At 68.3% G+C, this 20,414-nt stretch carries 26 protein-coding genes; 18 read left to right on the top strand and 8 right to left on the bottom strand.

The features are described 5' to 3' along the window. Positions 1-529 precede the first annotated feature (529 nt). The gene (locus YWW_RS0118405) at positions 530-1,384 is read left to right on the top strand and encodes a helix-turn-helix domain-containing protein (RefSeq protein ID WP_162145971.1); all 855 of its coding nucleotides are present in this window, start codon (positions 530-532) and stop codon (positions 1,382-1,384) included. An 81-nt stretch (positions 1,385-1,465) separates the two neighbouring features. Here YWW_RS0118405 and YWW_RS35235 read toward each other — a convergent pair whose 3' ends face one another. Then, complete coding sequence (locus YWW_RS35235) at positions 1,466-1,639, bottom strand: DUF397 domain-containing protein (RefSeq protein ID WP_081687573.1); 174 nt, start codon at positions 1,637-1,639, stop codon at positions 1,466-1,468. 120 nt (positions 1,640-1,759) lie between these two features. Beyond that, on the bottom strand, positions 1,760-2,695 hold the full coding sequence (locus YWW_RS0118395) for a cation diffusion facilitator family transporter (RefSeq protein WP_026931264.1): 936 nt from the start codon (positions 2,693-2,695) through the stop codon (positions 1,760-1,762). Positions 2,696-2,948: 253 nt separating this feature from the next. Here YWW_RS0118395 and YWW_RS0118390 point away from each other — a divergent pair, with 253 nt between their 5' ends. Continuing rightward, complete coding sequence (locus tag YWW_RS0118390) at positions 2,949-3,425, top strand: hypothetical protein (protein ID WP_026931263.1); 477 nt, start codon at positions 2,949-2,951, stop codon at positions 3,423-3,425. Positions 3,426-3,576: 151 nt separating this feature from the next. Here YWW_RS0118390 and YWW_RS0118385 read toward each other — a convergent pair whose 3' ends face one another. After that, complete coding sequence (locus YWW_RS0118385; protein WP_026931262.1) at positions 3,577-3,963, bottom strand: phage holin family protein; 387 nt, start codon at positions 3,961-3,963, stop codon at positions 3,577-3,579. A gap of 191 nt (positions 3,964-4,154) precedes the next feature. On the opposite strand from YWW_RS0118385, the gene pstB reads away from it, so the two are divergent. Beyond that, positions 4,155-5,039, top strand: a complete 885-nt coding sequence (gene pstB, locus YWW_RS0118380) for a phosphate ABC transporter ATP-binding protein PstB (protein ID WP_026931261.1) — start codon at positions 4,155-4,157, stop codon at positions 5,037-5,039. Positions 5,040-5,169: 130 nt separating this feature from the next. On the opposite strand, the gene pstA is transcribed toward pstB, so the two are convergent. The 4 genes from pstA to phoU form a co-directional block, all read right to left on the bottom strand. After that, positions 5,170-6,066, bottom strand: coding sequence for a phosphate ABC transporter permease PstA (pstA, locus tag YWW_RS0118375; protein ID WP_026931260.1), 897 nt, complete (start codon positions 6,064-6,066; stop codon positions 5,170-5,172). Further along, the gene (gene pstC, locus YWW_RS0118370) at positions 6,063-7,049 is read right to left on the bottom strand and encodes a phosphate ABC transporter permease subunit PstC (protein WP_051326006.1); all 987 of its coding nucleotides are present in this window, start codon (positions 7,047-7,049) and stop codon (positions 6,063-6,065) included. The genes pstA and pstC overlap by 4 nt, the downstream gene beginning before the upstream one ends. Positions 7,050-7,133: 84 nt before the next feature. Next, a complete protein-coding gene (gene pstS / locus YWW_RS0118365) occupies positions 7,134-8,171 on the bottom strand; it encodes a phosphate ABC transporter substrate-binding protein PstS (protein ID WP_051326005.1) in 1,038 nt (345 codons plus the stop codon). A 217-nt stretch (positions 8,172-8,388) separates the two neighbouring features. Beyond that, positions 8,389-9,036: a phosphate signaling complex protein PhoU gene (gene phoU, locus YWW_RS0118360; RefSeq protein ID WP_051326004.1), complete on the bottom strand. Its 648-nt coding sequence runs from the start codon at positions 9,034-9,036 to the stop codon at positions 8,389-8,391. 146 nt (positions 9,037-9,182) lie between these two features. On the opposite strand from phoU, the gene YWW_RS0118355 reads away from it, so the two are divergent. The 3 genes from YWW_RS0118355 (at position 9,183) to YWW_RS36090 (ending at position 11,903) form a co-directional block, all read left to right on the top strand. Continuing rightward, a complete protein-coding gene (locus YWW_RS0118355) occupies positions 9,183-9,932 on the top strand; it encodes a hypothetical protein (RefSeq protein ID WP_155830252.1) in 750 nt (249 codons plus the stop codon). A 258-nt stretch (positions 9,933-10,190) separates the two neighbouring features. Beyond that, a complete protein-coding gene (locus tag YWW_RS0118350) occupies positions 10,191-10,949 on the top strand; it encodes a hypothetical protein (RefSeq protein WP_026931255.1) in 759 nt (252 codons plus the stop codon). Between the two features lie 777 nt (positions 10,950-11,726). Further along, positions 11,727-11,903 carry a hypothetical protein gene (locus YWW_RS36090; protein ID WP_155830251.1) on the top strand — a complete coding sequence of 59 codons (177 nt, stop codon included), beginning with the start codon at positions 11,727-11,729 and terminating at the stop codon, positions 11,901-11,903. 232 nt (positions 11,904-12,135) lie between these two features. Here the strand turns inward: YWW_RS36090 and YWW_RS0118340 are convergent, their stop codons facing one another. Further along, on the bottom strand, positions 12,136-12,345 hold the full coding sequence (locus YWW_RS0118340) for a hypothetical protein (RefSeq protein ID WP_156037346.1): 210 nt from the start codon (positions 12,343-12,345) through the stop codon (positions 12,136-12,138). Between the two features lie 287 nt (positions 12,346-12,632). On the opposite strand from YWW_RS0118340, the gene YWW_RS0118335 reads away from it, so the two are divergent. The 12 genes from YWW_RS0118335 (at position 12,633) to YWW_RS36085 (ending at position 20,410) form a co-directional block, all read left to right on the top strand. Further along, positions 12,633-13,829 carry a helix-turn-helix domain-containing protein gene (locus tag YWW_RS0118335; RefSeq protein ID WP_026931253.1) on the top strand — a complete coding sequence of 399 codons (1,197 nt, stop codon included), beginning with the start codon at positions 12,633-12,635 and terminating at the stop codon, positions 13,827-13,829. Between the two features lie 9 nt (positions 13,830-13,838). Then, positions 13,839-14,315, top strand: a complete 477-nt coding sequence (locus YWW_RS0118330) for a protein kinase family protein (protein ID WP_026931252.1) — start codon at positions 13,839-13,841, stop codon at positions 14,313-14,315. A gap of 95 nt (positions 14,316-14,410) precedes the next feature. Next, positions 14,411-15,151 (top strand): DddA-like double-stranded DNA deaminase toxin, encoded by a 741-nt coding sequence (locus tag YWW_RS0118325; protein ID WP_026931251.1) that lies wholly within the window; start codon positions 14,411-14,413, stop codon positions 15,149-15,151. Next, positions 15,144-15,389 carry a hypothetical protein gene (locus tag YWW_RS0118320; RefSeq protein ID WP_155830250.1) on the top strand — a complete coding sequence of 82 codons (246 nt, stop codon included), beginning with the start codon at positions 15,144-15,146 and terminating at the stop codon, positions 15,387-15,389. The genes YWW_RS0118325 and YWW_RS0118320 overlap by 8 nt, the downstream gene beginning before the upstream one ends. A 155-nt stretch (positions 15,390-15,544) precedes the next feature. After that, entirely contained in the window at positions 15,545-15,754 is a 210-nt protein-coding gene (locus tag YWW_RS0118315) for a hypothetical protein (RefSeq protein WP_026931249.1), read from the top strand. A gap of 52 nt (positions 15,755-15,806) precedes the next feature. Then, positions 15,807-16,256, top strand: a complete 450-nt coding sequence (locus YWW_RS0118310) for an Aca2/YdiL-like domain-containing protein (protein WP_026931248.1) — start codon at positions 15,807-15,809, stop codon at positions 16,254-16,256. Next, complete coding sequence (locus YWW_RS0118305) at positions 16,253-17,095, top strand: hypothetical protein (RefSeq protein ID WP_026931247.1); 843 nt, start codon at positions 16,253-16,255, stop codon at positions 17,093-17,095. The genes YWW_RS0118310 and YWW_RS0118305 overlap by 4 nt, the downstream gene beginning before the upstream one ends. Before the next feature lie 115 nt (positions 17,096-17,210). After that, complete coding sequence (locus tag YWW_RS0118300) at positions 17,211-17,531, top strand: hypothetical protein (RefSeq protein WP_026931246.1); 321 nt, start codon at positions 17,211-17,213, stop codon at positions 17,529-17,531. Positions 17,532-17,626: 95 nt separating this feature from the next. Then, positions 17,627-17,962: a hypothetical protein gene (locus YWW_RS0118295; protein ID WP_026931245.1), complete on the top strand. Its 336-nt coding sequence runs from the start codon at positions 17,627-17,629 to the stop codon at positions 17,960-17,962. Between the two features lie 52 nt (positions 17,963-18,014). Continuing rightward, a complete protein-coding gene (locus YWW_RS0118290; protein WP_026931244.1) occupies positions 18,015-18,554 on the top strand; it encodes a hypothetical protein in 540 nt (179 codons plus the stop codon). A gap of 282 nt (positions 18,555-18,836) precedes the next feature. Then, the gene (locus YWW_RS34280) at positions 18,837-20,195 is read left to right on the top strand and encodes a DUF2637 domain-containing protein (RefSeq protein WP_026931243.1); all 1,359 of its coding nucleotides are present in this window, start codon (positions 18,837-18,839) and stop codon (positions 20,193-20,195) included. Next, positions 20,192-20,410 carry a hypothetical protein gene (locus YWW_RS36085; protein WP_155830249.1) on the top strand — a complete coding sequence of 73 codons (219 nt, stop codon included), beginning with the start codon at positions 20,192-20,194 and terminating at the stop codon, positions 20,408-20,410. The genes YWW_RS34280 and YWW_RS36085 overlap by 4 nt, the downstream gene beginning before the upstream one ends. Positions 20,411-20,414 lie beyond the last annotated feature (4 nt).

Here is a 20,414-nt window from a genome sequence, read left to right as displayed (position 1 = left end):
GATCTCGCCTGTGCGAGCGGCGTTGGATGCCCGTCTCCGGGCGGGACGGTCGGTTTCGAGTCGCGGTGTCGAATCGGTACAGTCGGACGAGGCGGGTAGCCCCTCCGTCAAGTAGAATTGCACATGCAGATTTTCGATGCAAGAGGTATAACCGGATCGGGTGGCGTGTTTTCCGCAGTATGCCTCGGGGCCAGGGCGTCAGCCATCGCGGCTCCGTGGCTTGAGGAGATTCGGGGGCCGCGCGTCCGCGGCGCCGCGGGCCGATCCGCTCCGGCGATGCCCGCGCAGTCGTGAATGTGCGGCAACGATGACGCTTGCGGAGCAGGAGGCTCGCAGCCTCGGCGACGTTCGCGGAGCCGTCAATTCGTGCGGCGCACCGGTGATCGGCCAGAAGTCCTCCCCGGTCGGTGCGTCCTCACCGAAACCGGAGGGATCAGGGTGTCAAATGGGAACATCGAACGACGACGCTGACAACGATCTGCCGAAAAGGTTGGGGGGCAAGGCGATGCCTTCAGGTGGCAGTCCCACCGTGCGCCGCAGGAGGGCGGGCAAGATCCTGCGCCAGATGCGCGAGCAGTCCGGAAGGGACGCCCAGGCGGCGGCCGACGCACTGGAGGTCACCACCTCCACGATCTACCGCATGGAGCTCGGCCGGGTCGGCATCAAGCCGCGCGACGTCATGGCGCTCACCGACGTCTACGGGGTGAGCGACGCCGCGCAGATCGAGGAGCTGGTGCGCCTGGCCCGCGACGGCCGCAAGCGCGGCTGGTGGGCGCGCTACTCCGACACGATCTCCCCGCCGTACGCGACCTATGTGGGCCTGGAGCAGGACGCCTCGAGCCTGTACCTGTACGACGGGCTGATCATCAACGGGCTGCTCCAGACGCCCGACTACGCCCGCGCCACGTTCGACTACGTGCTCGAGCAGGGGCGGCGGTTCATGGAGGACCGCATCCAGCTGCGCATGGAGCGCCAGGCGCGGCTGCGCGAGGACCTGAAGATCTGGAACGTCATCGACGAGGCGGCGATCCGCCGCGTCCTGGGCGGACCGAAGGTCATGATCGACCAGCTCCAGAACCTCCTCGAACTCGCGGCGCTGCCGAACGTGCACCTCCAGGTCCTGCCCTTCGACGGCGGCGCCTATCCCGGCATGCTCTCCTCGTTCACGATCCTGGGCTTCGGTGAGGTCGACGGCGAGGTCGACCCCGGGTACCGGCACCCCGACGTGGTCTACATCGAAGGCCACAACGGCGACGTGTACGAGGAGGGCGAGGACGTCGCCCCGTTCCACGAGGTGTTCGGGAACCTCCGCTCGGCGGCCCTGGGGCCCGGCCAGAGCCTGGAGTTCATCGAGCAGCAGGCCAACCGGCTCAAAGCCATGTGAGTCCTGCTCGCGTCAAAGCCTGGAGACACAATGACGGGGCGGCCGCGGTTCTCACCGCGGCCGCCCCGTCAGCCCGTTGGGTTACCGGCCTTCTTGGTGCAGCAGCGACAGCCAGTCAGCTTGGCTGGTCCGCAGGATCGGGCTCTGGGCAAGTTTGGTGTCCCTGATCTCAACGACACCTTCCGCGAGCCTGACCTCGACGCAGGCCCCGTTCGGGCCTGATCTACTGCTCTTCCTCCATGTGTGGGTCAACATGGATCTCCTCCTTCCAAGGAGCATTTCGAGTCCCCAGGTCGGGTTTACCATAGTCAACCGGCCCAATGGCAAACGTCACAAATTTGTCACTATCGGTTTCCTGACATGTCCGCCGGGTACTCACCACTTCGGCCCATCGCACGTCTGAGCGGAGCCCCCCGGTTCGATCTGGACCGTCGTGTGCTCGATCCCGAAGCGTTGCGCCAGCGTCTGCTGGGCGTCGGCGAGGACGGCGCCCGGATCGGCCTCCGAACGCAGGGCCAGATGCACCGTGGCCACGTCCATGCCGGAAGTGAGCGTCCAGAGGTGAAGATCGTGGACTTCTTTCACCCCATCGAGTGTCTCCAGAGCGTCCTCGACCTCCGACATGCTCACCCCGACGGGCGCGTGCTGGAGCAGGATCCGCAGCGCGTCGCGCCCGAGCCTGGCCGCCCGCGGCAGGATGAACAGCGCCACGGCCACGGCGATGACGCTGTCGACGTAGTACCAGCCGGTGAGCCAGATGAGCACCGCCGCGGCGATGACGCCCAGCGAGCCGAGCGCGTCGCCCAGGACCTCGAAGTAGGCGCCGCGCACGTTGATCGACTCGGCCGCGCCCGAGCGCAGGAGCAGCAGGGCGACGATGTTGGCGACCAGGCCGACGATGGCGACGGCGAGCATCGGCAGCGACTCCACTTCGGGCGGATCGTCGAACCGCGTGACCGCCTGGAAGGCGACGAAGCCGGCGACGCCGAACAGCAGGACGGTGTTCGCCAGCGCGGCGAGCACTTCGAGGCGGTACATGCCGAAGGTCCGGCGGGGCTTTCGCGGCGCTCCGGGCTCGTCGCGCGCCGAGGTGTCGCGCCGGACGGCCGTGATGGCGGCCAGGGCCATGGCGATGCCCAAGGAGTCGCCGGCGACGTGGGCGGCGTCGGAGAGCAGGGCGAGCGAGCCGGTGTACCAGGAGGCGACCGCTTCGACGAGCATCACGGTCAGGGCCAGGCCGAGCGCCAGCCAGAGCCGTCCGCGGTGCCGGGCGCCGAGACTGGCGGCGCCGTGCGAGTGGTCGTGTCCCATGCGGTTGTTCCCTTCCCATGCCGGATGCGTCGGTCCGGACGAGGGTCTCCGGCGAGGCATGCCCCTCGACGGATGAATGCTAACATGCGCATTTTTGCATGTGAAGCGTCCGGAAGATGCCATCGGGATGAAGATGCGTCAAATGTTGGAAACCGCCCAGGCTCATCGAACAAGGGGGAGTTTCATAAAACCCGGAGCGAGAATGGAATAATATTCGTCAGAGACACATCAACACTGGGCACGGGGGGTGACGATGCAAAACGCCATTGAAGTAGCCATCGCCTCGTTCGGGGCGGTCGTCGCGATCGTTCTCGTCTTCGCAGCCGTCCTCGGGCTGCGATCGACCATCGAGACGCGAAGACGCCGGAAGGCCCGCGCCAAGGCCGACGCCGAAGCCTGGACCAGACTCCTCGCAAGCCAACTCTTGATCGCGCCCGGCCACGTCACGGACGACGAGGCCGCCGCCGCATTGGACCGAGCGCGCAAACTCCACCGCAACGCCGACCAGTCCCTCAAGACGGCCAAGAAGACCAAGCAGTACCGACGCATCCGCACCTACGCGCTGGCCGGGCTCCACAACCTCAACGTGGTCCGCAGGCGCCTCGGCAAGGCGCCCGGGCCCCAAGGCCCCATGCCCTTCAACGCCGCGGGCGCCACCGGCTACGAACGGGCCGACGAGCAGGCCGAGGCCCGTCGCGACGACGCCGCCACGGGGCTCTACTTCTACTGACCACGGGGCGGCCAGGCCCGCCCCGCACCACCGGGCTCCCGGACACCGCAAGGTGCCGGGGGCCCGCCGCGCTCCACGGCGTCGACGCGCGCCGCCAATCCCGCCGAAGCGCGAAGCGGCACCGCGAGCGGCCCGCCGCCTCGCCCCGGCCCTACTGCCGCGACTCCTGCTTGCCGGGCATGAGCAGGTCCATCACCCACATCGCCAGCCAGACGATGATCGCGCCCCAGAACGCCGCCCAGAACCCGTCCACGGCCAGACCCAGATCGAACTGCTCCGAGACCCACCCGGTCAGCCAGAACATGAGCGCGTTCACCACCAGACCGAACAGACCCAGCGTCAGCACGTACAGCGCGCAGCCGACCGCCATCACGATCGGCTTGACGAAGGTGTTCACCACCGTGAACACCACCGCGGCCACCAGGAGCGACAAGACCTTGCCCCCCGTCGAGTCGCCGAACAGCGAGATGCCCGGGATCAACGCCGAGGCCAGCCACAAGGCCAGCGCGGTCAGCAGCAGACGTATCACAAAACTCATAGCGTCAGTATCACCGCGCAAACGCCCATCCGTCCAGCAACTCGGGCAACTGGCACGAGGCGCGAGACGGTCCCGCGCCCTCGCATTCACCCCCCGTTCACCGAAGGGCGAAGCTGTCGCTACCCGCGGCGTCTATCGTCGCCACAGCCCCCGAACGCTTTCGGCCAGCTCGCCGCAGAGGAGAACCACCAATGAGCGACCCGACCATGTCCGGCGCCGGCCCCACCGTGAGCCCCCGCCGCATCGGAGCGGCTCCTCAGACCGCGCCCCAGCGCGGCCCCGCCGGAATCGACGGCCCCACCGTCTTCGACATCAAGGACGCCAACGTCTTCTACGGCGCCTTCCACGCCGTCAAAGGCGTGAACTTCACCGTCGTCAAGAACGAGATCACCGCGCTCATCGGCCCCTCGGGCTGCGGCAAGTCCACCCTGCTGCGCTCGCTCAACCGGATGAACGACCTCATCCCCGGCGCCCGCGTCGAGGGCACCGTCTCCTACCACGGCAAGAACATCTACGACCCCGGCGTCGACCCCGTCGAGGTGCGCCGCCGCATCGGCATGGTCTTCCAGAAGGCCAACCCCTTCCCCAAGTCGATCTACGACAACGTCGCCTACGGCCCCAAGATCCACGGTGCCTCCCGGACGGAGCGCGACGGCATCGTCGAGGACTCGCTCAAGAAGGCCGCCCTGTGGGACGAGGTCAAGGACAACCTCAAGAAGAGCGCCCTGGCGCTCTCGGGCGGCCAGCAGCAGCGCCTGTGCATCGCCCGCACCATCGCGCTCCAGCCCGACGTCGTCCTCATGGACGAGCCGTGCTCGGCGCTCGACCCGATCGCGACGGCCCGCATCGAAGAGCTCATGGTCGACCTGGCCAAGCAGTTCACGATCGTCATCGTCACCCACAACATGCAGCAGGCCGCCCGCGTCTCCGACAAGACTGCGTTCTTCTCCACCGAGGTCAACGAGCGCAGCGACACCCGCACCGGCGTCCTCGTCGAATTCGACGACACGCAGCGGATCTTCACCACCCCCGCCGACCAGCGCACCGAGAACTACGTCACCGGCCGCTTCGGCTAGAGCACCGGCGCACACACGAGGGCCCCGCCGCGCGGCGGGGCCCTCGTCGTCTCCGTGCCGCCCCCGGACGGCGGCACGCCCCCGCGCCGACGGCGCGGGGGCGTGCGAACAGTGACCGGCCGGAGCCCGCTCAGCGCCTGTCGATGGCGAATCGCGCCGAGATGATCCTCGACAGGATCGTGAACAGGAAGACGATGGCGATCAGGACCAGGGCCGCGCCCCAGGCCCGCTCCTGCGAGGCCTCGAACGGCTGCGTCGCGTTGCGGTAGATCTGCGCGGCCAGCGTCGTGTTCTGACCGGCGAACAGGTCCGGCCTGTACAGGTAGGTCAGGCCGACGGTGACGATGATCGGCGCGGTCTCACCGGCCGCGCGCGCCACCGCCAGCAGCGAACCGGAGGTGATCCCCGAAGAGGCCGTCGGCAGCACCACCGACAGCGTGGTGCGCCATTTGCGCGCCCCCAGGGCCGCCGAGGCCTGGCGCAGCTCGTCGGGGACGAGCCGCAGCATCTCCTCGGTCGAGCGGATCACGATCGGCAGCATCAGGCACGCGAGCGCCAGCGCCCCGCCGAAACCGGTCCGCTCCCCGATGACCAGGACGTAGGCGACGTAGATGAAGAGGCCCATCACGATCGACGGGACACCGGTCATGACGTCGGCCATCGTCCTGATGAACTTCGCCAGCGGCCGGTCCTTGCCGTACTCGTTGAGATAGACCGCCCCGAGCACGCCGATCGGGATCGCGATGAGCGCGGCCATCCCGGTGATCAGCAGGGTGCCGACGATGGCCGGCCCCATGCCTCCGCCCGCGGTGCGGTAGTTGCGCGCGATCTCCTCGGTCAGGAAATCCAGGCCGATCGCGGAGCCGCCGCGCACCACCACCTGGTAGGCGACCAGGATCAGCGGGAAGGCGGCGATGAGCACGCACAGGCCGATGCCGATGGTGGCGGCGCGGTTCGCCGCGGCGCGGCGCAGCGAGAGGTTCTTCCCCGACAGGTCCGGCGGGCCGCCCTGGGTCACAGTGGTCATGAGTGGGCTCCTCGCATCTTGGTCTCGGCCCGGCGGACGACCCAGCGGGCGACGAAGTTGATGATGATGGTGATGGCGAACAGCACCACGCCGATGCCGACGAGCGCGTCGGTGTGCAGCCCGGTCGACTCGCCCCACTGCTGGGCGATCACCGCGGCCATGGTGTTGCCGGTGTCGAACATGTTCGCCGAGATGTGGAACGAGCCGCCGATGACCAGCGCCACCGCGATCGTCTCGCCCATGGCCCGGCCCAGGCCGAGCATCGAGGCCCCCACCAGGCCGCCGAAGGAGTGGGGGAGCACGGCTCCCCTGATCATCTCCCAGCGGGTCGCGCCCAGCGCGTAGGCGGCCTGCTTGTCGGTCTCGGGGACCGTGTCGAAGACCTCGCGGGCGATCGAGGTGATGATCGGGATCGTCATGATCGCCAGCACCAGGCCGGCCGTGAAGTAGTTGCGACCGGTGTTGGACTCGTCGAAGATCGACGAAAGGACCGGAATCGGGTCGACCAGTCTGGCGAAGCCCTGGTACCAGTCGGTGATGAACGGGACCACCACCAGCACGCCGACCAGGCCGAAGACCACCGAGGGAATGGTGGCCAGCAGGTCGACGACGGTGACGATGTACTTGCGCACTCGCCGGTGGGCGATCTCGGTGATGAACAGCGCGATGCCGATCGAGACCGGCACCGCGACGATCATGCCGATCAGCGAGGTGACCAGGGTCCCGTAGAGCATCGGGAAGGTGCCGAAGATGTCCTCGTTCGGCGCCCAGCGCGTGCCGGTGATGAAGCCCCACAGGCCCTCATCGCGGAGGGCGGGCATGGCGCGGAGCGTGGTGGTGACCAGGATCAGGGCCAGGATGACCAGGACCATGAGGCCGGCCAGAGTGACCAGGCCCCTGAAGCTCCGGTCGGCTCCTCGGGCGCGGGAGTCGCCGCCGAGGTCGAGGTCCTCGGAGGTCTCGGGTGGTGCCGTAGCGGTCAAGATGGAAACTCCGGTTTCGTTCGCGGAACGGCCGAAGACCCCACCGGCGCCGGGGGCGCCGCTGGGGCCGTCGGGCACGGATTCCTAGTCGGCAATCGTCTCGTTCAGCGCGTCGAGGGCCTGCTGCTGCAGGCTCTCGGGAAGCGCGGCGAAGTGAGCCTCGGCGGCCAGCTCCTGGCCGTCGGTGAGCAGGTACTCGACGAAGTCCTTGACCGCCTGGCCGACCTCCGCGTCCTCGTACTCGGTGCGAATCAGGATGTAGGTCGGAGCCGTGATCGGGTAGGCGTCCGGACCGGCGGCGTTGAGCGGGTTGTACGACAGGTCGTCGTTGACGACCGCGCCCTCCAGGCCCGCCGTGGTGCCCTCGAGGGTCGGCTGGGTGAAGTTGCCGTCGGCGTTCTCGACCGAGGCGAAGACCAGGCCGGACTCGGTGGCGTCGGCCAGGTCGACGTAGCCGATGGCGCCCTCGGTGTCCTGGATGGTCTGGGCCACGCCGGTGTTGCCGTCGCCGCCGACCGAGTTGGACGGCCACTCGATGGTGTCGCCCGCGCCCAGGGTCCAGGACTCGGTGGCCTCGTCGAGGAACATCGAGAAGTTGCTGGTGGTGCCCGAGCCGTCCGAGCGGTGGGCGATGGTGATCTCGGTGGCGGGCAGCTCGGCCTCGGGGTTGTCCGCCGCGATGAGCGGGTCGTCCCAGGTGGTGACGTCGCCCTGGAAGATCTGCGCCAGGGTCTCCTGGCTCAACTGGAGGGCCTCCACGCCGGGCAGGTTGTAGGACACCGTGATGGGGGCGGCCACCGTCGGGATGTACTGGTAGGAGCCCTCCTCCGGTCCGTCGCCCTCGCCAACCAGGGAGTCGGTGCCGGCGAAGTCGTTCAGGCCCTCGCCGAAGTCGGACTTGCCGGTGCCCGAGCCAACCGCGTCGTAGGTGACGACCGCGTCGGCGTTGACGTCGGCGTAGCCTTCGATGGCAGCGGCGTAGAACGCGTCCGGGAAGCTGGCGCCCGTACCGTTGATCTCAGGCGAGCTCGACTCGCCGTCGTCGCCGCCGCAGGCCGCGAGGCTCAGCGCGAGGGCGCCGGCGGTGACCGTGCCGAAGATGGCTCTGCGGTTCAGTTTCATATTCACAGCTAGTCTCTACTCCGTCTCCCGGTCGCACCGGGTCACTGCTTCACTGTTCGCGGTCAATCAAAGCCAAACCCGGTGTTCACCTGGCGACTTGGAGTTGAACTCGAGGTGAACGACTGAGCGCGATTCGCAACAACGGCTCCCGGCCGCTGATTCGAACGCCTGTGAGCAGGGATTTTAATAAGACGATTGCTGTGTCGTGATCGTAACGTTATGAACGGTCGAGGTGAATGTCACCGGTCACCAGATACACGACCTGGTGCGACACTCGCACCGCGTGGTCGCCGAACCGCTCGAAGAACCGCGCCAGCAGCGCCGCGTCGACCGCCGCCTGCGGCCCGTAGCCGAAGCTCGGCAGTTGTTCGTGGATGCGCTGCTGGATCGCGTCCAGCTCATCGTCGTCGAGACCCATCTGCGCGGCCTGGAGCCGGTCGTGCTCGGCGAGGATGCGCACCAGCTTCTCCGAGATCCGCACCGCCGCCCGGCCCATCGCCGCGAAGTCCCCGTGCAGCGACTCGGGGATCGCCGGGGCCGGCGAGCGCATGATCACCGTCTTCGCGACGTGCTTGGCCAGGTCGCCCATCCGCTCCAGGTCCACCGAGATCCGCACGGCGCCGAGAATGAACCGCAGATCGGACGCCACCGGCTCGTACTGGGTCATCAACTCCACGATCCGGTCGTCGACCTGGAACTGGAGCGCGTTGACCTCCCGGTCGTCCGCCACCACCGCCTCGGCCGCCGCGGTGTCGCCCTCCAGCAGCGCCGCGCCCGCCTTCTCCATGGCCTCGCCCACGCGGCGCGCCATGTCGACGAGGAGTTCGTTGAGGTCGTTGAGATGCCGATGGAAGACGTTCGCCATGATGGCCCAATCGCGGGTCGGAGTCCGGGCGCGTTCACCGCCCGGTGCAGGCACAGTCTAAGGCCCCGGACCGACAGGTGATGAGACGTGGACGCGTGAGGTTACAGTGAGGGCCGGACCTATGATCGATCGCCGGGAGTGAACGAATGTCGTACCCCTCTCAGCCGTACACATCACCGTACGGGCAGCCTCCGACGCCGCCGCGTCAGACCAATCTGTGGCTCGTGGGGTCGGCCGTCATCGTCGTGCTCATCGTCATCATGACCGTGGTCCTGGTCATCCTTCAGCGCAGCGACGACTCCACCGAGGGCGGCAGCGGCGGCCCGAGCACTTCGGCCGAGGAGTCCGCGACCGAAGAGGAGCCGACCGAAGAGGAGCCCACTGAGGAGGAGCCCACCGACGACGGCGGAGGCGGCGACGCCACAGGCTTCAGCGAGGACATCTGCACCACCTACGACCTCAGCACCTTCGAAGAGGTCCTGGGCGACGAGATCGATCCGGACCAGACGTACACCTCGGCCTCCTCCAGCGGCGAGACGGGCAGTGTGAGCTGCAACTTCTACACCAAGGACTATTGGAGCCTGCGGCTCTACGTCGACGTCACCGACGACCCCGAGTTCAACATCGGCTGGGTCGAGGACGAGCAGGTGAGCCAGGCCGAAGACGGCACCTACGAGGTCACGGACTACACCGCACTCGGAGACACCGGCTACATGGCCAAGTCGACGGACACCTCCTCCTATCAGACGATTCTCATCAACGTCGCCGTTGCCAACATCGAGCTCGAGGCCGAAGCCTCCATCGACCCCGCCGTACACGACGCGGATGCGGCCGTCGCGATGCTCGAAGACCTCCTCAGCGAGCTCTACGTGTCGTTCGCCGGCTATGAGATGTGACGCCGGCGGCCATTGACCGGGCAGGGGACGGGTTCCTCCAGGCCCGACGAGGTTCCGTGCCCGGTCGGGACCGGCCGCACCACCTCGCCCCCGCACAGCTCCGGCGGCCCCCTCCCGAACCGCCCGAACTCGGGTGGGCTCCGACCGGGAACCCCGGACCGTAGAAGCCCTGAGCAGACAGGTCTCCAGGTGACGGCGGCTGGACGTGCGAGGCTACAGTGAGGGCCGGACCTATGATCGATTCCCGGGAGTAAGCGAATGTCGTACCCCTCTCAGCCGTCCTACACGCCGCCGTACGGACAGCCTCCAGCACCGCGCCAGACCAACCTCTGGCTCGTGGGGTCGGCCGTCATCGTCGTGCTCATCGTCATCATGACCGTGGTCCTGGTCATCCTTCAGCGCAGCAACGACTCCACCGAGGGCGGCAGCGGCGACCCGTCCACCTCCGCGGCGGAGCCCACGACGCAGGAGGAGCCGACCGAAGAGGAACCGACCGAAGAGGAGCCCACGGAGGAGGAGCCCACCGACGACGGCGGAGGCGACGCCGCCGGCTTCACCGAGGCCACCTGCGAGGCCTTCGACCAGTCGAAGTTCGAAGAGCTCTACGGCGAGGCCCCCGACCCCGACGAGTCCTACACCTCGGCGTCCTCCAGCGGCGACACCGGCTCGCTGTCGTGCAACTACTACACCACCAACTACGACTCCTCAGGTGTGTACGTCTACGCGTGGGGCGACTCCGATTCCGCGATGGACTGGTGGGAGGACGAGAAGGAGACCTGGTCCGAGGACTCCGACTACGTGGTCACCGACTACACCGCCTTCGGCGACGCCGGTTACCACATGGTCTTCGGTGAGGGTGACACCTACCAGAAACGCAGCATCCACGTCGTCGTGGGCGGCCTGGAGATCGATGCCGAAGTCTGGATCTACCCCGACGAGCAGGACCCGGCCGTGGCCGACGAGTACCTCCAGTCCCTGGGCGAGCAGGCGGCCGAGATGTTCGCCGACTACGTATAGCGAATCGGGCGGCCGGGTCCCGACCCGGCCGCCCGATTCGACGAGGCCCGCGCTCATATGACGGAGCGATCCAGGCAAGCAAAAAGGCCGGTCCACGACCGGCCTTCTTTTCGTCTGGTGCGCCGCCAGGGACTCGAACCCCGAACCCGCTGATTAAGAGTTGGCTCTGGTAAACCGATGGCCCGGATAGCACCGATGAAAACGCTGTGACCTGCTGGTCCATAGGTCCCATCGTTTTCATCGGTCCAGTCCACTCCATCGGCGCGGAACCGGGCCGCTACGGGCCCTGCTACTAGCAGGCTGATCAGTCACGCAGACCAGTACCCGCGATCGATGTACAGGGACCGTCCATGATGGTATGAAGACAGGGCCCCGGCTGACAGGTGCTGCTAAACCTCTTGTCGGTCGGGGCCCTGGCTACGCCTGCCGCCTTAGAACGTCAAGTGTCTCCTACCCGACTCTGAAAGTGGTATCGGTCGATCGGGTGACCCTGTAACGGTCCGTGTACACATTTCATTATCTGGTATGCCATCGTTGCAACCTGGGAGCGACTCCGAGCGTGTAACAGCCTGTAAACATGGGGGCGGCCCGGCCAGGCGGCAGGCCATGACCGGGCCTACCCGCCGCCCGCAGGCGACGGGGTTCTAGGGGTCGCATATATCCAGGCGTATCCATGTGACCGGTGTGCATAAGCCGCCCGGAAGGGTGATAGCGAGCCCGCACGATACCTCGTGTGCGTAACATGACGCAACCTGACGTAAGGTTGATGCTCCAGAGGTGAGCAGTGATGTGCGGGGCAAGCGCGTGACGGTCTACGTCCGCGAGACGGATTTGGACCTCTGGCGCCGTGCAAAGGAGTACGCGGAGGAGCGGCGGATGACCTCCTCGGGCCTGGTCATGCTCGCGCTCGAGCGCTACCTCGACGAGCAGGAGCGGCCTGCCGATGAGCGATAGGCCCGGCCGCCGGTGGGGTTGGCGGCCGGGGGACTAGGTGGCCCGACCCCCCACCACGGGCCGGGCCGGTCGGCCGCGCAGCGCCACAGCGGCCAGCATCAACGCCCAGAGGCCAGACAGCCAGCTCGACGCAGTCGCCGCTGGGCACGCTCCACATACCAGGCCATGGGCCTGCGGGGATGCGTGGACGGCGCCGGCACATCCCACCGGCCCGCACCCGGATACAGCGCACTCACGACGCGCCCCTGAGCGAGGCGACGACCTCATGGATCCATGTGACCGCGCCCGGCTGCCAGTCCAGGCCCGCGTCACGGTGGTGCTCGTCCCAGGTGATCTCGACGTTCTTCATCGAATAGGTGACCGTGGCGATGTCGTCGGGCCGGATGCTGGCTTTCACGCGGTGCCGGCGCACGACTGCTTTGCCGGGGGCGATGCGGTGCATGGTCAACCGGACGGAGTACCGCGGCGAGTACTCGCCGATCAGTCCGTCTTGCCCTGGTGGGCTGGCTGGTCGTAGTCTGGGCTGTGTCATCGTCAGAGGTCCGATCTCTGTCTGGTGATGCACGGGCCGCCGCCCGATCCAAGGTCTCGCGGCGGCCCGCAGTCTGTCCGGCGCCGCCCGGGTCAGCAGGGGACGACGCGCAGTGCCTACCTGTGTAGTGTGGGACGCAGCACGCATGAATCTCCACACCTGGAGTGATTCCGTTTGATTCCGTCGGGGCCGCACCGATGACGACCGCCGATGACCGCCGTAGCTTTGGCCGCGTCATCCGGTCGCTCAGGGAGCGCGCCGGACGAGGACGCCCCGAGTTCGCGCAGGCCTGCCACACTTCCGAGTCGCATCTGCGGAACATCGAGAACGGCCACAAGTCGCCGGGCGCCCCGCTCTTGCGCGACCTGGAGACACAGCTTGGGACGCACGGGCTCCTGTCCGATCTCGCGACCTGTGGAGAGAACGGCGTGCGCCGCAGAATCATCCTCCAATCCCTCGCGCTCATGGGCGCCGCCATCCCCGACGCCGAATCCAGCGGCGGCCAGGTCGGCTCCCCGCAGCTCGACATCGTCCGGTCCATGACCGCGACGCTTCGCACCCTCGACTCACACCACGGCGGGACGCACGCCACCCATTCGATCGCGGCCTACCTCGACGCCGTCGCACTCCCGATGCTCACCGGCCCGGTCGCCAGTCCGGTTCGTGGGCTGCTCCAGTCCGCGGTCGCCGAGCTCGCGCTCCTCGCGGGATGGTCGGCGTTCGACGCTGGCGTCCAAGCCGCCGCCTCCGCGCATTTCGCGCGGGCGCTTGAGCTCGCCGAGGACGCCGGGAACGGCCCGTTGGCGTGCGAGACGATCATCGCCACCTCCAATCAGGCCGCCATCACCGGCGACGCCACGACAGCAGTCGAAGCCGGCCGTGCCGCCGTCGACGGCGCCGTGCGCCTCGGCGACCATGCGCTCATCGGTGAAGCCCGCATGGCTGTCGCCCACGGTGAAGCCCTCGGCGGGAACACCGTCGAGGTCGCCCGGCTCATCGTCGCCGCGCAGACCGACATGGACCGCGCCGACCGCCCCGGCGCCCCCGACTGGATCTCGCACGTCGGCCACGCCTGGCTCGACGGCCGGATCGCCCAATGCCTCCACCTCACCGGCGACCGCCCGAATGCCGTCGACGCCGCCGAGCGGACCGCGCGCCTCGCCCGGCCCCTCCCGCGCGGGCAAGTCCTCAACCTCGGGCACACCGCGCTGGTGTACTTTGCCGCCGACGAACCCGAACACGCCTGCGTCTACGCCCGGCAGGCCCTGGACGCTGCGGTGACGGTACAGTCGGCGCGCGTCGAGGAGTACGCCCGCCGCCTCCTGGTCGAGGCCGCCCGCTATCCGTCCATCCCCGCTGCGGTCGAGCTGCGGGACGAACTCGCAGTTAGATAGGAGACCTCTGTGCGGATCGGCATTACCGGCCACATGAACCTCACCCCCGCGACATGCGAGCTGGTGCGGGTCGAGCTCGAGAAGCTCCTCGCCGGCCATGACCACCTGGTGGGGTACTCCTGTTTCGCCGAGGGCGCCGACAGCCTCTTCGCCCAAGCCGTGCTTGACGCTGGTGGTCGCCTGGTCGCGCTCCTCCCGGCCCCGGACTACCGCGACACCCGCGTCTCCGAGGCCCACCTGCCCGTGTTCGACGCGCTCGTTGACGCCGCCGACGAGGTCCGGTACGTCGCCGAGTCGTCCTCGATGGCCGCCTACGACGCCGCCAACGCCCAGATGCTCGACGAGGTCGATGCCATGATCGCGGTCTGGGACGGCCAGCCCTCACCGGAGTGGAAGACCGGCGGCACAGCGGACGCCGTCAAGGCCGCGAAGGAGCGGGGTGTGCCGGTGACGGTGGTCTGGCCCGAAGGCGCCGAGCGGTCGTAGACAGGGCGCAGGCACTGTCGGGCATCCGACAGACCCCTACCAACCAACCCCCACGGCGTTTAGCGTCCCCCTCGTCCCCTGACGGAGGGAGCCCCGTGCCCTCAATCGACACCCTCACCGCCGCGATCCGCGACGCCCTCGAACAGATCCGCGCAGCCGCAGTCAGTATCACCGCCTCGCGTACCACCGCCGGAGAGGTCCGCGACCGGTTCACGAGCCTCGGCGCCGAGGGGAAGGCCCGCGACACGGCCGCGATCGTGGACGCCATCGAGGAGCAGCAGGCGGCAGCCCAAACGGCAATCGGCCACGCCGAGACCGTGCTCGCGCAAGCCGAGGCACTCCGGGGTGGTGGAGGTGGCGGCGCTCCACCGGGGCCGCCTCCGGTGACGCCAGCGGCCGAGCCACTACGACGCGACCCCTCGACGATCCCCCCACGCGAAGGCATGGCCGGCATCCGCCCCTACGAGGAGGCCGGCACCGCCGAGGGCAACCTGTTCTTCGCCACGGGGCGGCAGAACGACCGGCCGTTGAAGGCGACACCAGGGGAGACGAAGTTCAAGCCCGGCGAGGTCAAACCCGAATGGCGGCACACCAAACCCGCTCAAGGACACATCGAGGGCAACGCCGCCGCCGACATGCTCCACACCGGGGAAACCAAGGCGAGCCTGTTCCTCAACGTCCAACCGTGCGACTATAAGGGGCAGGGATGCAAGGACAACACCGCGCACTATCTCAAACCGGGATCGGTCCTGGACATCAAGGTCTACGACAGCGAGAACCGGATCCGATACCGCAGGCGCATCACAGGCACCGGGGAGGCACTGACTGATGGTTAAGCAGGTGAGAGTCACCGGCGACCGGGAACGCAACGACGCGCTGATCGGTGAGTACGACACGGCCACCGACACCGGGGATGCGTTCACCGACTACATCCGGTCGCAGGGGTTCGCGCCGCCGGAGGTCGCCGCCGTCGAGAAGTGGGGCATCTGCGTCATCGGTGATGAAGACGGGGTGGAGTGGCTGGCGTGGGACGCGGTAGCGGTCATCTACGCCGAGGGTGCCGAGCGCTGGTGAGGTTAGGTGCTGCTAGCTGGGCGGTGTCACTCGTTCGGGTGAACATTTGAATTCGAACCCTTCCCGACTTGTCACACCCTAAATTAGGGTGTAGAGTGGAGTTCATCAGGTCAAGGGGAACAGCCCCGGACCACCGATCGAAAAAGGACTCGATCATGATCAACACTGAAGGCGACCAGATCACCGACTTCACCACCCTCAACCGCGAAGAGATCCGCGACGAGCTCACCGCCGCCATCGGCGACAACGAACTCCCCGAGACCGTCCGCGAGGCCCTGGTCCTCAAGCTCGAAGACCGCGACAACGTCACCCCCGACGAGTTCTGGGCCGTCGTCCAGGAGGTCTTCACCGCCCACGAGGCCTAACCGACCATAGCGAGGCCCCCGGGGAACCGGGGGCCTTCCGTTTGGAGACACCATGACCGACTACACCGACCCGCCCGGCATGCCCGAGAACGAGCGCATGATCGGGCTCGAATTCAAGGCCGTCCGCGAATGGCTCGGGGTCTCCGGGCCCTGGCTGGCCCGCTGCCTGAACGTGAACCCGCGCACGATCCGCGACTGGGAAGAGGGCCGCTCGAAGATCCCCGATCGTATCCGGCTCGAGATCGAACGGCTCGAGGAGGTCACCGCGCAGATCGTCGGTATGAACGTCGACGCGCTCATGGATGCCCCCGAGCCCGCCGTCGCCACCTACTACAGCGACGAGGACTACCACGCCGACCGTCCAGGAGAGGAGACCACCGCCAGGGTGCACGACGACGGGACCGTGGTGCGCTGGCCGGCCTCCTGGCATCGGCGGGTCCTCATGCGCGTGGCCCAAGAGGTGCCGGGCCTAGTCGTGGTTGAGGGGCGGCGCGCCCAGTGAGCGAGGGCCCGGTCTGTGCGGCCAAGCCCGAGCTGTGCGGGACGCTCTCGGGCTACCAGTCCGGGGGCCGGTGCTACCGGTGCCGGCGATCGAACGCCGAGAAAGGCGCCGCCGAGCGCGGCAAGCGGCTCACCCGCGAGCAGCGCGATGCGGTCATCGCGATCATCAACGGCGGCTGGTCATTCGATGCGGCCGTCGCCGAGGTCGGCGTGACGACACAGGCGGTCATGGCCGCCGCCCTGATCGACTCCGAGCTGCATTGTGCGCTGGAGGGCGCTCCGATCAGTGTGCAGCGGGCAGCGCGCGTCGGCGACTTCTTCGCCGCGTTGTGCCGCTCGGTGGGCAGTGAGGAGGACGCCCACGCCGACACCGGCATCTCACCGGGCGAGCTGCTGCATCTCTTCCATGAAGATGAGCGCCTGGAGGAGGCCAAGCGTCTGCTGTCCCTGTACCTGCGGGACATCGTCGAAGCTGAGGCGCGGCAGTACACTCACATCTCCGATCTGCTCGTCGACCGCGCCATCGAGCTGCTGGAGGGCGGTGCTTCCATCCAGGAGGCTCGGGAGCGGCTCGGGATATCTGAGGCGGGGATCTATCGGAAGGCTGAGCGGCATCCTGAGTTGGCCGCGGCCATGGAGTGCGCGGCCGACCGGTATCGCCGGCGTGGGTTCGATGCGGTCTTGTTCGATGAGATCGCGGCCATGATCGAGGGTGGTATGTCCATAGTCGCGGCGGCGAGGCGCGCCGGCGTGTCCTCCAAGACGCTCCGGAAGTACCGGTCCGAGCACCCGGTGTTGGACCAGGCGATGACGGTGGCGGCGGCGCGCCATGGCCGTTAGGGAGATTCATCCGTTCGGGTGACCCCTTCGACTTGCTACACCCTAATTTAGGGTGTAACATTGGGGTATGAGGCAAGGGGACCAGCCCCGGCCACTCCGTAAAGGACTCGGACCCATGAGCTACCAGACTTGGAAGACCACCTCCACCGCCTACCAGGCGTACCAGGCCGCCTCCCAGCGCTGCGCCGAAGCGTTCGCCCCCAAGGCCGACCGCACCGAGGAATTCCTCACCATCTTCATCGACTACTCGCTCGCGCTCGAAGACCGCCCCGCGAAATACGCCAAGCCCGGCCTGAAAGCCCTGGTGCAGCGCCTCAAGGCCCGCGACACGATGGCGATCGCCGGCATCGACCCCTCCGAGGTCCACCTGACCGACGCCGAGTGGGACAAGCACACCGCCCAGCTCGGCCTGGTCGCCTCCTGCGTCGGCTACTGACCCACCACCCCCGGCCAGAACACCACGGGCGGCCCGGATCACCTCCACAGCATCCCCGGACCGCCCACTCCCATCCGCTAGAACAGGAGAACCCCATGGTAGCCACGACCAAGGCCCCCACCGACAAGCGCACCGCCCTCGCCTGGGCCCGCCGCCACCTCGCCTGCCAACTCCGCCCCCGCGTCGACGCCGCCCAGGCCCGCCACACGACCCGAGCTGTCTGCCGGCACGAGCGCGACGTCCGCAACATCGCCCGCGGCTACCTCGACGACCACTTCATCGACGCGTTCCCCGAGATCGTGCAGGACGGCGACTGGCCGCGCACCGCCGCCCAGCTGGTCTCCTACGCGAACGACTTCTTCGCCGGGCTCCGCAAGGGTAGTGCCGCGGTGTTCGAGTTCTACACCTGCGACACCTGCTACAACCGCTAGCCACTCCGGCCCCGGCTCCGGCCGGGGGCACCACACCAGAAAGGACACCGACATGACCGTCAAAACCACCGCCTGGGCCGAAATGTTCCCCGCGAACTACCGGCTCGTGACCGTCGCCCGCGACGGCGGGCGCACCATCATCGGCAACCGAGCCGCCATCTGGAACGCCGACGCCCTGCGCCCGTACGTCCCCACCATCCCCGGCGACGGGTACTACGAGCTCCGCGGCCGCAAATTCACCGAGACCGACGCGTCCGGGATGCCGACCGGCCAGGCCCTGTACGACGCGCTCGCCGAGGCCGAAGGCCGCGACGACGCCCCGGTCACGATCACCGGCTGGGGCTACCGGGGAGACCGGGTCCTCATCACTCCGGCCGGGCAGATCCGGAGCATCCCCGAGGGCGTCGCCGACCTCGCCATCGGGCTCCTCGACCTCCGGTCCGCCACCGACCCGGACGGGCCGCTGGCCGCCTACCGGTACACCGACGACGGTCAGCGGCTCGTCGGCCTGATCCAGGGCTACAGCGGCTACCGGGACGACCCGATCATGGCCGCGATCGCTGCTTGCGGCGACTACTACGCCGCTACCTGAGCCGACACCCGGCCCCGCCTCCCCGCCGGGGATAGTCCGGCCGCGTAGGCTGACCACGGCTGGTCTCCTGGTTGTCGCAGGCCGGCCAGCCACAGGCCCCGCTCCGGCGGGGCCTTTCGCGTGTCCGGAACCCGACGGAGAAGAACCCGTGCAGCCCCACCCCTAGCGATGTCTCACAGTGAGACATACTATAGGGACAGTACGACTCCCAGAAACGACGAAAGCCCCGGCGGGCCGCTACCCGACGAGGCTCTCTAGCCACCGAATGGACTGGACCAGACGATGGATGCCACCACTGTACAAGCGCCCCCGGGACAACGTCAGCCCCACGAGGCCGAGTCGAAGGCCGCCGCGAAGGTCACCCGGAGGACCGGCGCGGCCGAGGCGCGCATCGCCGAGCGTGATGCCGAGTCCGCCCGGCGGCTCCGTGAACGTGAGTCCGCGATCGAGTTGCGCCACCGTGAGGCCGAGATCGAGCGCATCGAGCGCGAAGCCAAGGCCGCGGACCGCGAGGCTAAGCGTGCCCGCCGTGCTGAGCGGCGCCGCGCCCGCCGTCAGGCGCGGACCGAGCGCGCCAGGGCCGCCGCGACGCGCGTCTACGTGTTCGTCGCCGGGAACGCCCCGGCGGTCTACTCATCCGGGATTTACGCCATGGCCCTGTATGTGGCCGTGTACGGGCAGATCAGCATGGCGACCGAGCGCGGCTGGCCCATCATCTTCGGGATCGGCATGGCCGTGTTCCTGGAGGGCCTGGCGCTGTCGATGGCGCTTACCGCGCACCAGTTGCGGCTGAAGGGCGAGCGCGCCCTGGTTCCCGCGGCGATGACGTGGATCGCCGCAGGGTTCGCCTCCGCGATCAACTTCGTCGCACACCGCGACGACCTGGTCATGGCCTCAGTCCTCGGCGCGTCCTCTCTCGCGGCGATCATCGTGTGGGAGGTCCGCTCCGGCGCCAAGCACCGCGACGCGCTCCGCAAACTCGGACTCATCCCGGACCCGCCGGAGCGGTTCGGGGTGCGCCGGTGGATCCGCTACCCCCGGTCGACATGGCGGGCCTGGTCCCTCGACGTCAGGGACCGTGTCGGCTCTGGTGCCGCCAGGCTCCTGGCAAGGACCGAGGTTGCCGCCATGCGCAGCTCGGCGATGGCCTCCGCGAAGGCGGCACAGGCCGCCCTGGAGTCCGCCCTTGACAGTGCCCAGTTGGCCGCCTGGGAAGCCGAGCGCGCCCAGGCTGCTGCCGCCAATGCGGTGAAGGCCGCGAAGCGTCCTGTCCGGCGGTTCCGCCTCTCGTTCCGGCGCAAACCTGCCGAGCCGCCTCCTGCCGCCAAGCCGCGTCCGGCGTCCAAGCCCGCCCCAGCGATCGAGTCCGCGCCGAAGGCGCGTCCGTCCAAGCAGGCGCCCGCGAAGCCCTCGCCCGCCAAGCCGCGCCCGTCCGGGGACTTCACCGCCGTTGAGGAAGCAATCGTCCAGCTGTGGTCGGACACCGGGAAGCGTCCGGGCGCCCGCGCCATCGAGGCGGCTGTGAGCGGTGTCCGGAAGAAGTCCGCGATCCACTCGTGGATGCAGTCCAACCCTGAACGCGTCGACGAACTGTCCGCCCGCGCTGAGGCCATCCGCGCCGGACGGGAGGTGTCCTCATGACCGCGCCAGTCCGCACGCCGCGGCCCGTTGCCCACCCGAGTCGAGTGCCCTTGATCGTGTTCGGGGTCGCGGTTCCCGTTGCCGGGTTCGCGGGCCTGATCTTCGCCTTCGTCGACGCGGCGGTGGCCGCGCTGCCGACCGTCGTGCTCGTCGGGGCGCTGCTGCTCCGAGGGGCCGTGTGGGTGCGGGCCGCCGTGGGGAGGCGGACCCAGTGACCTG

The organism is Glycomyces tenuis DSM 44171 (assembly GCF_000427885.1).
GTDB lineage: Bacteria > Actinomycetota > Actinomycetes > Mycobacteriales > Micromonosporaceae > Glycomyces > Glycomyces tenuis.
This window is presented reverse-complemented; position numbering and strand designations above follow the sequence as displayed.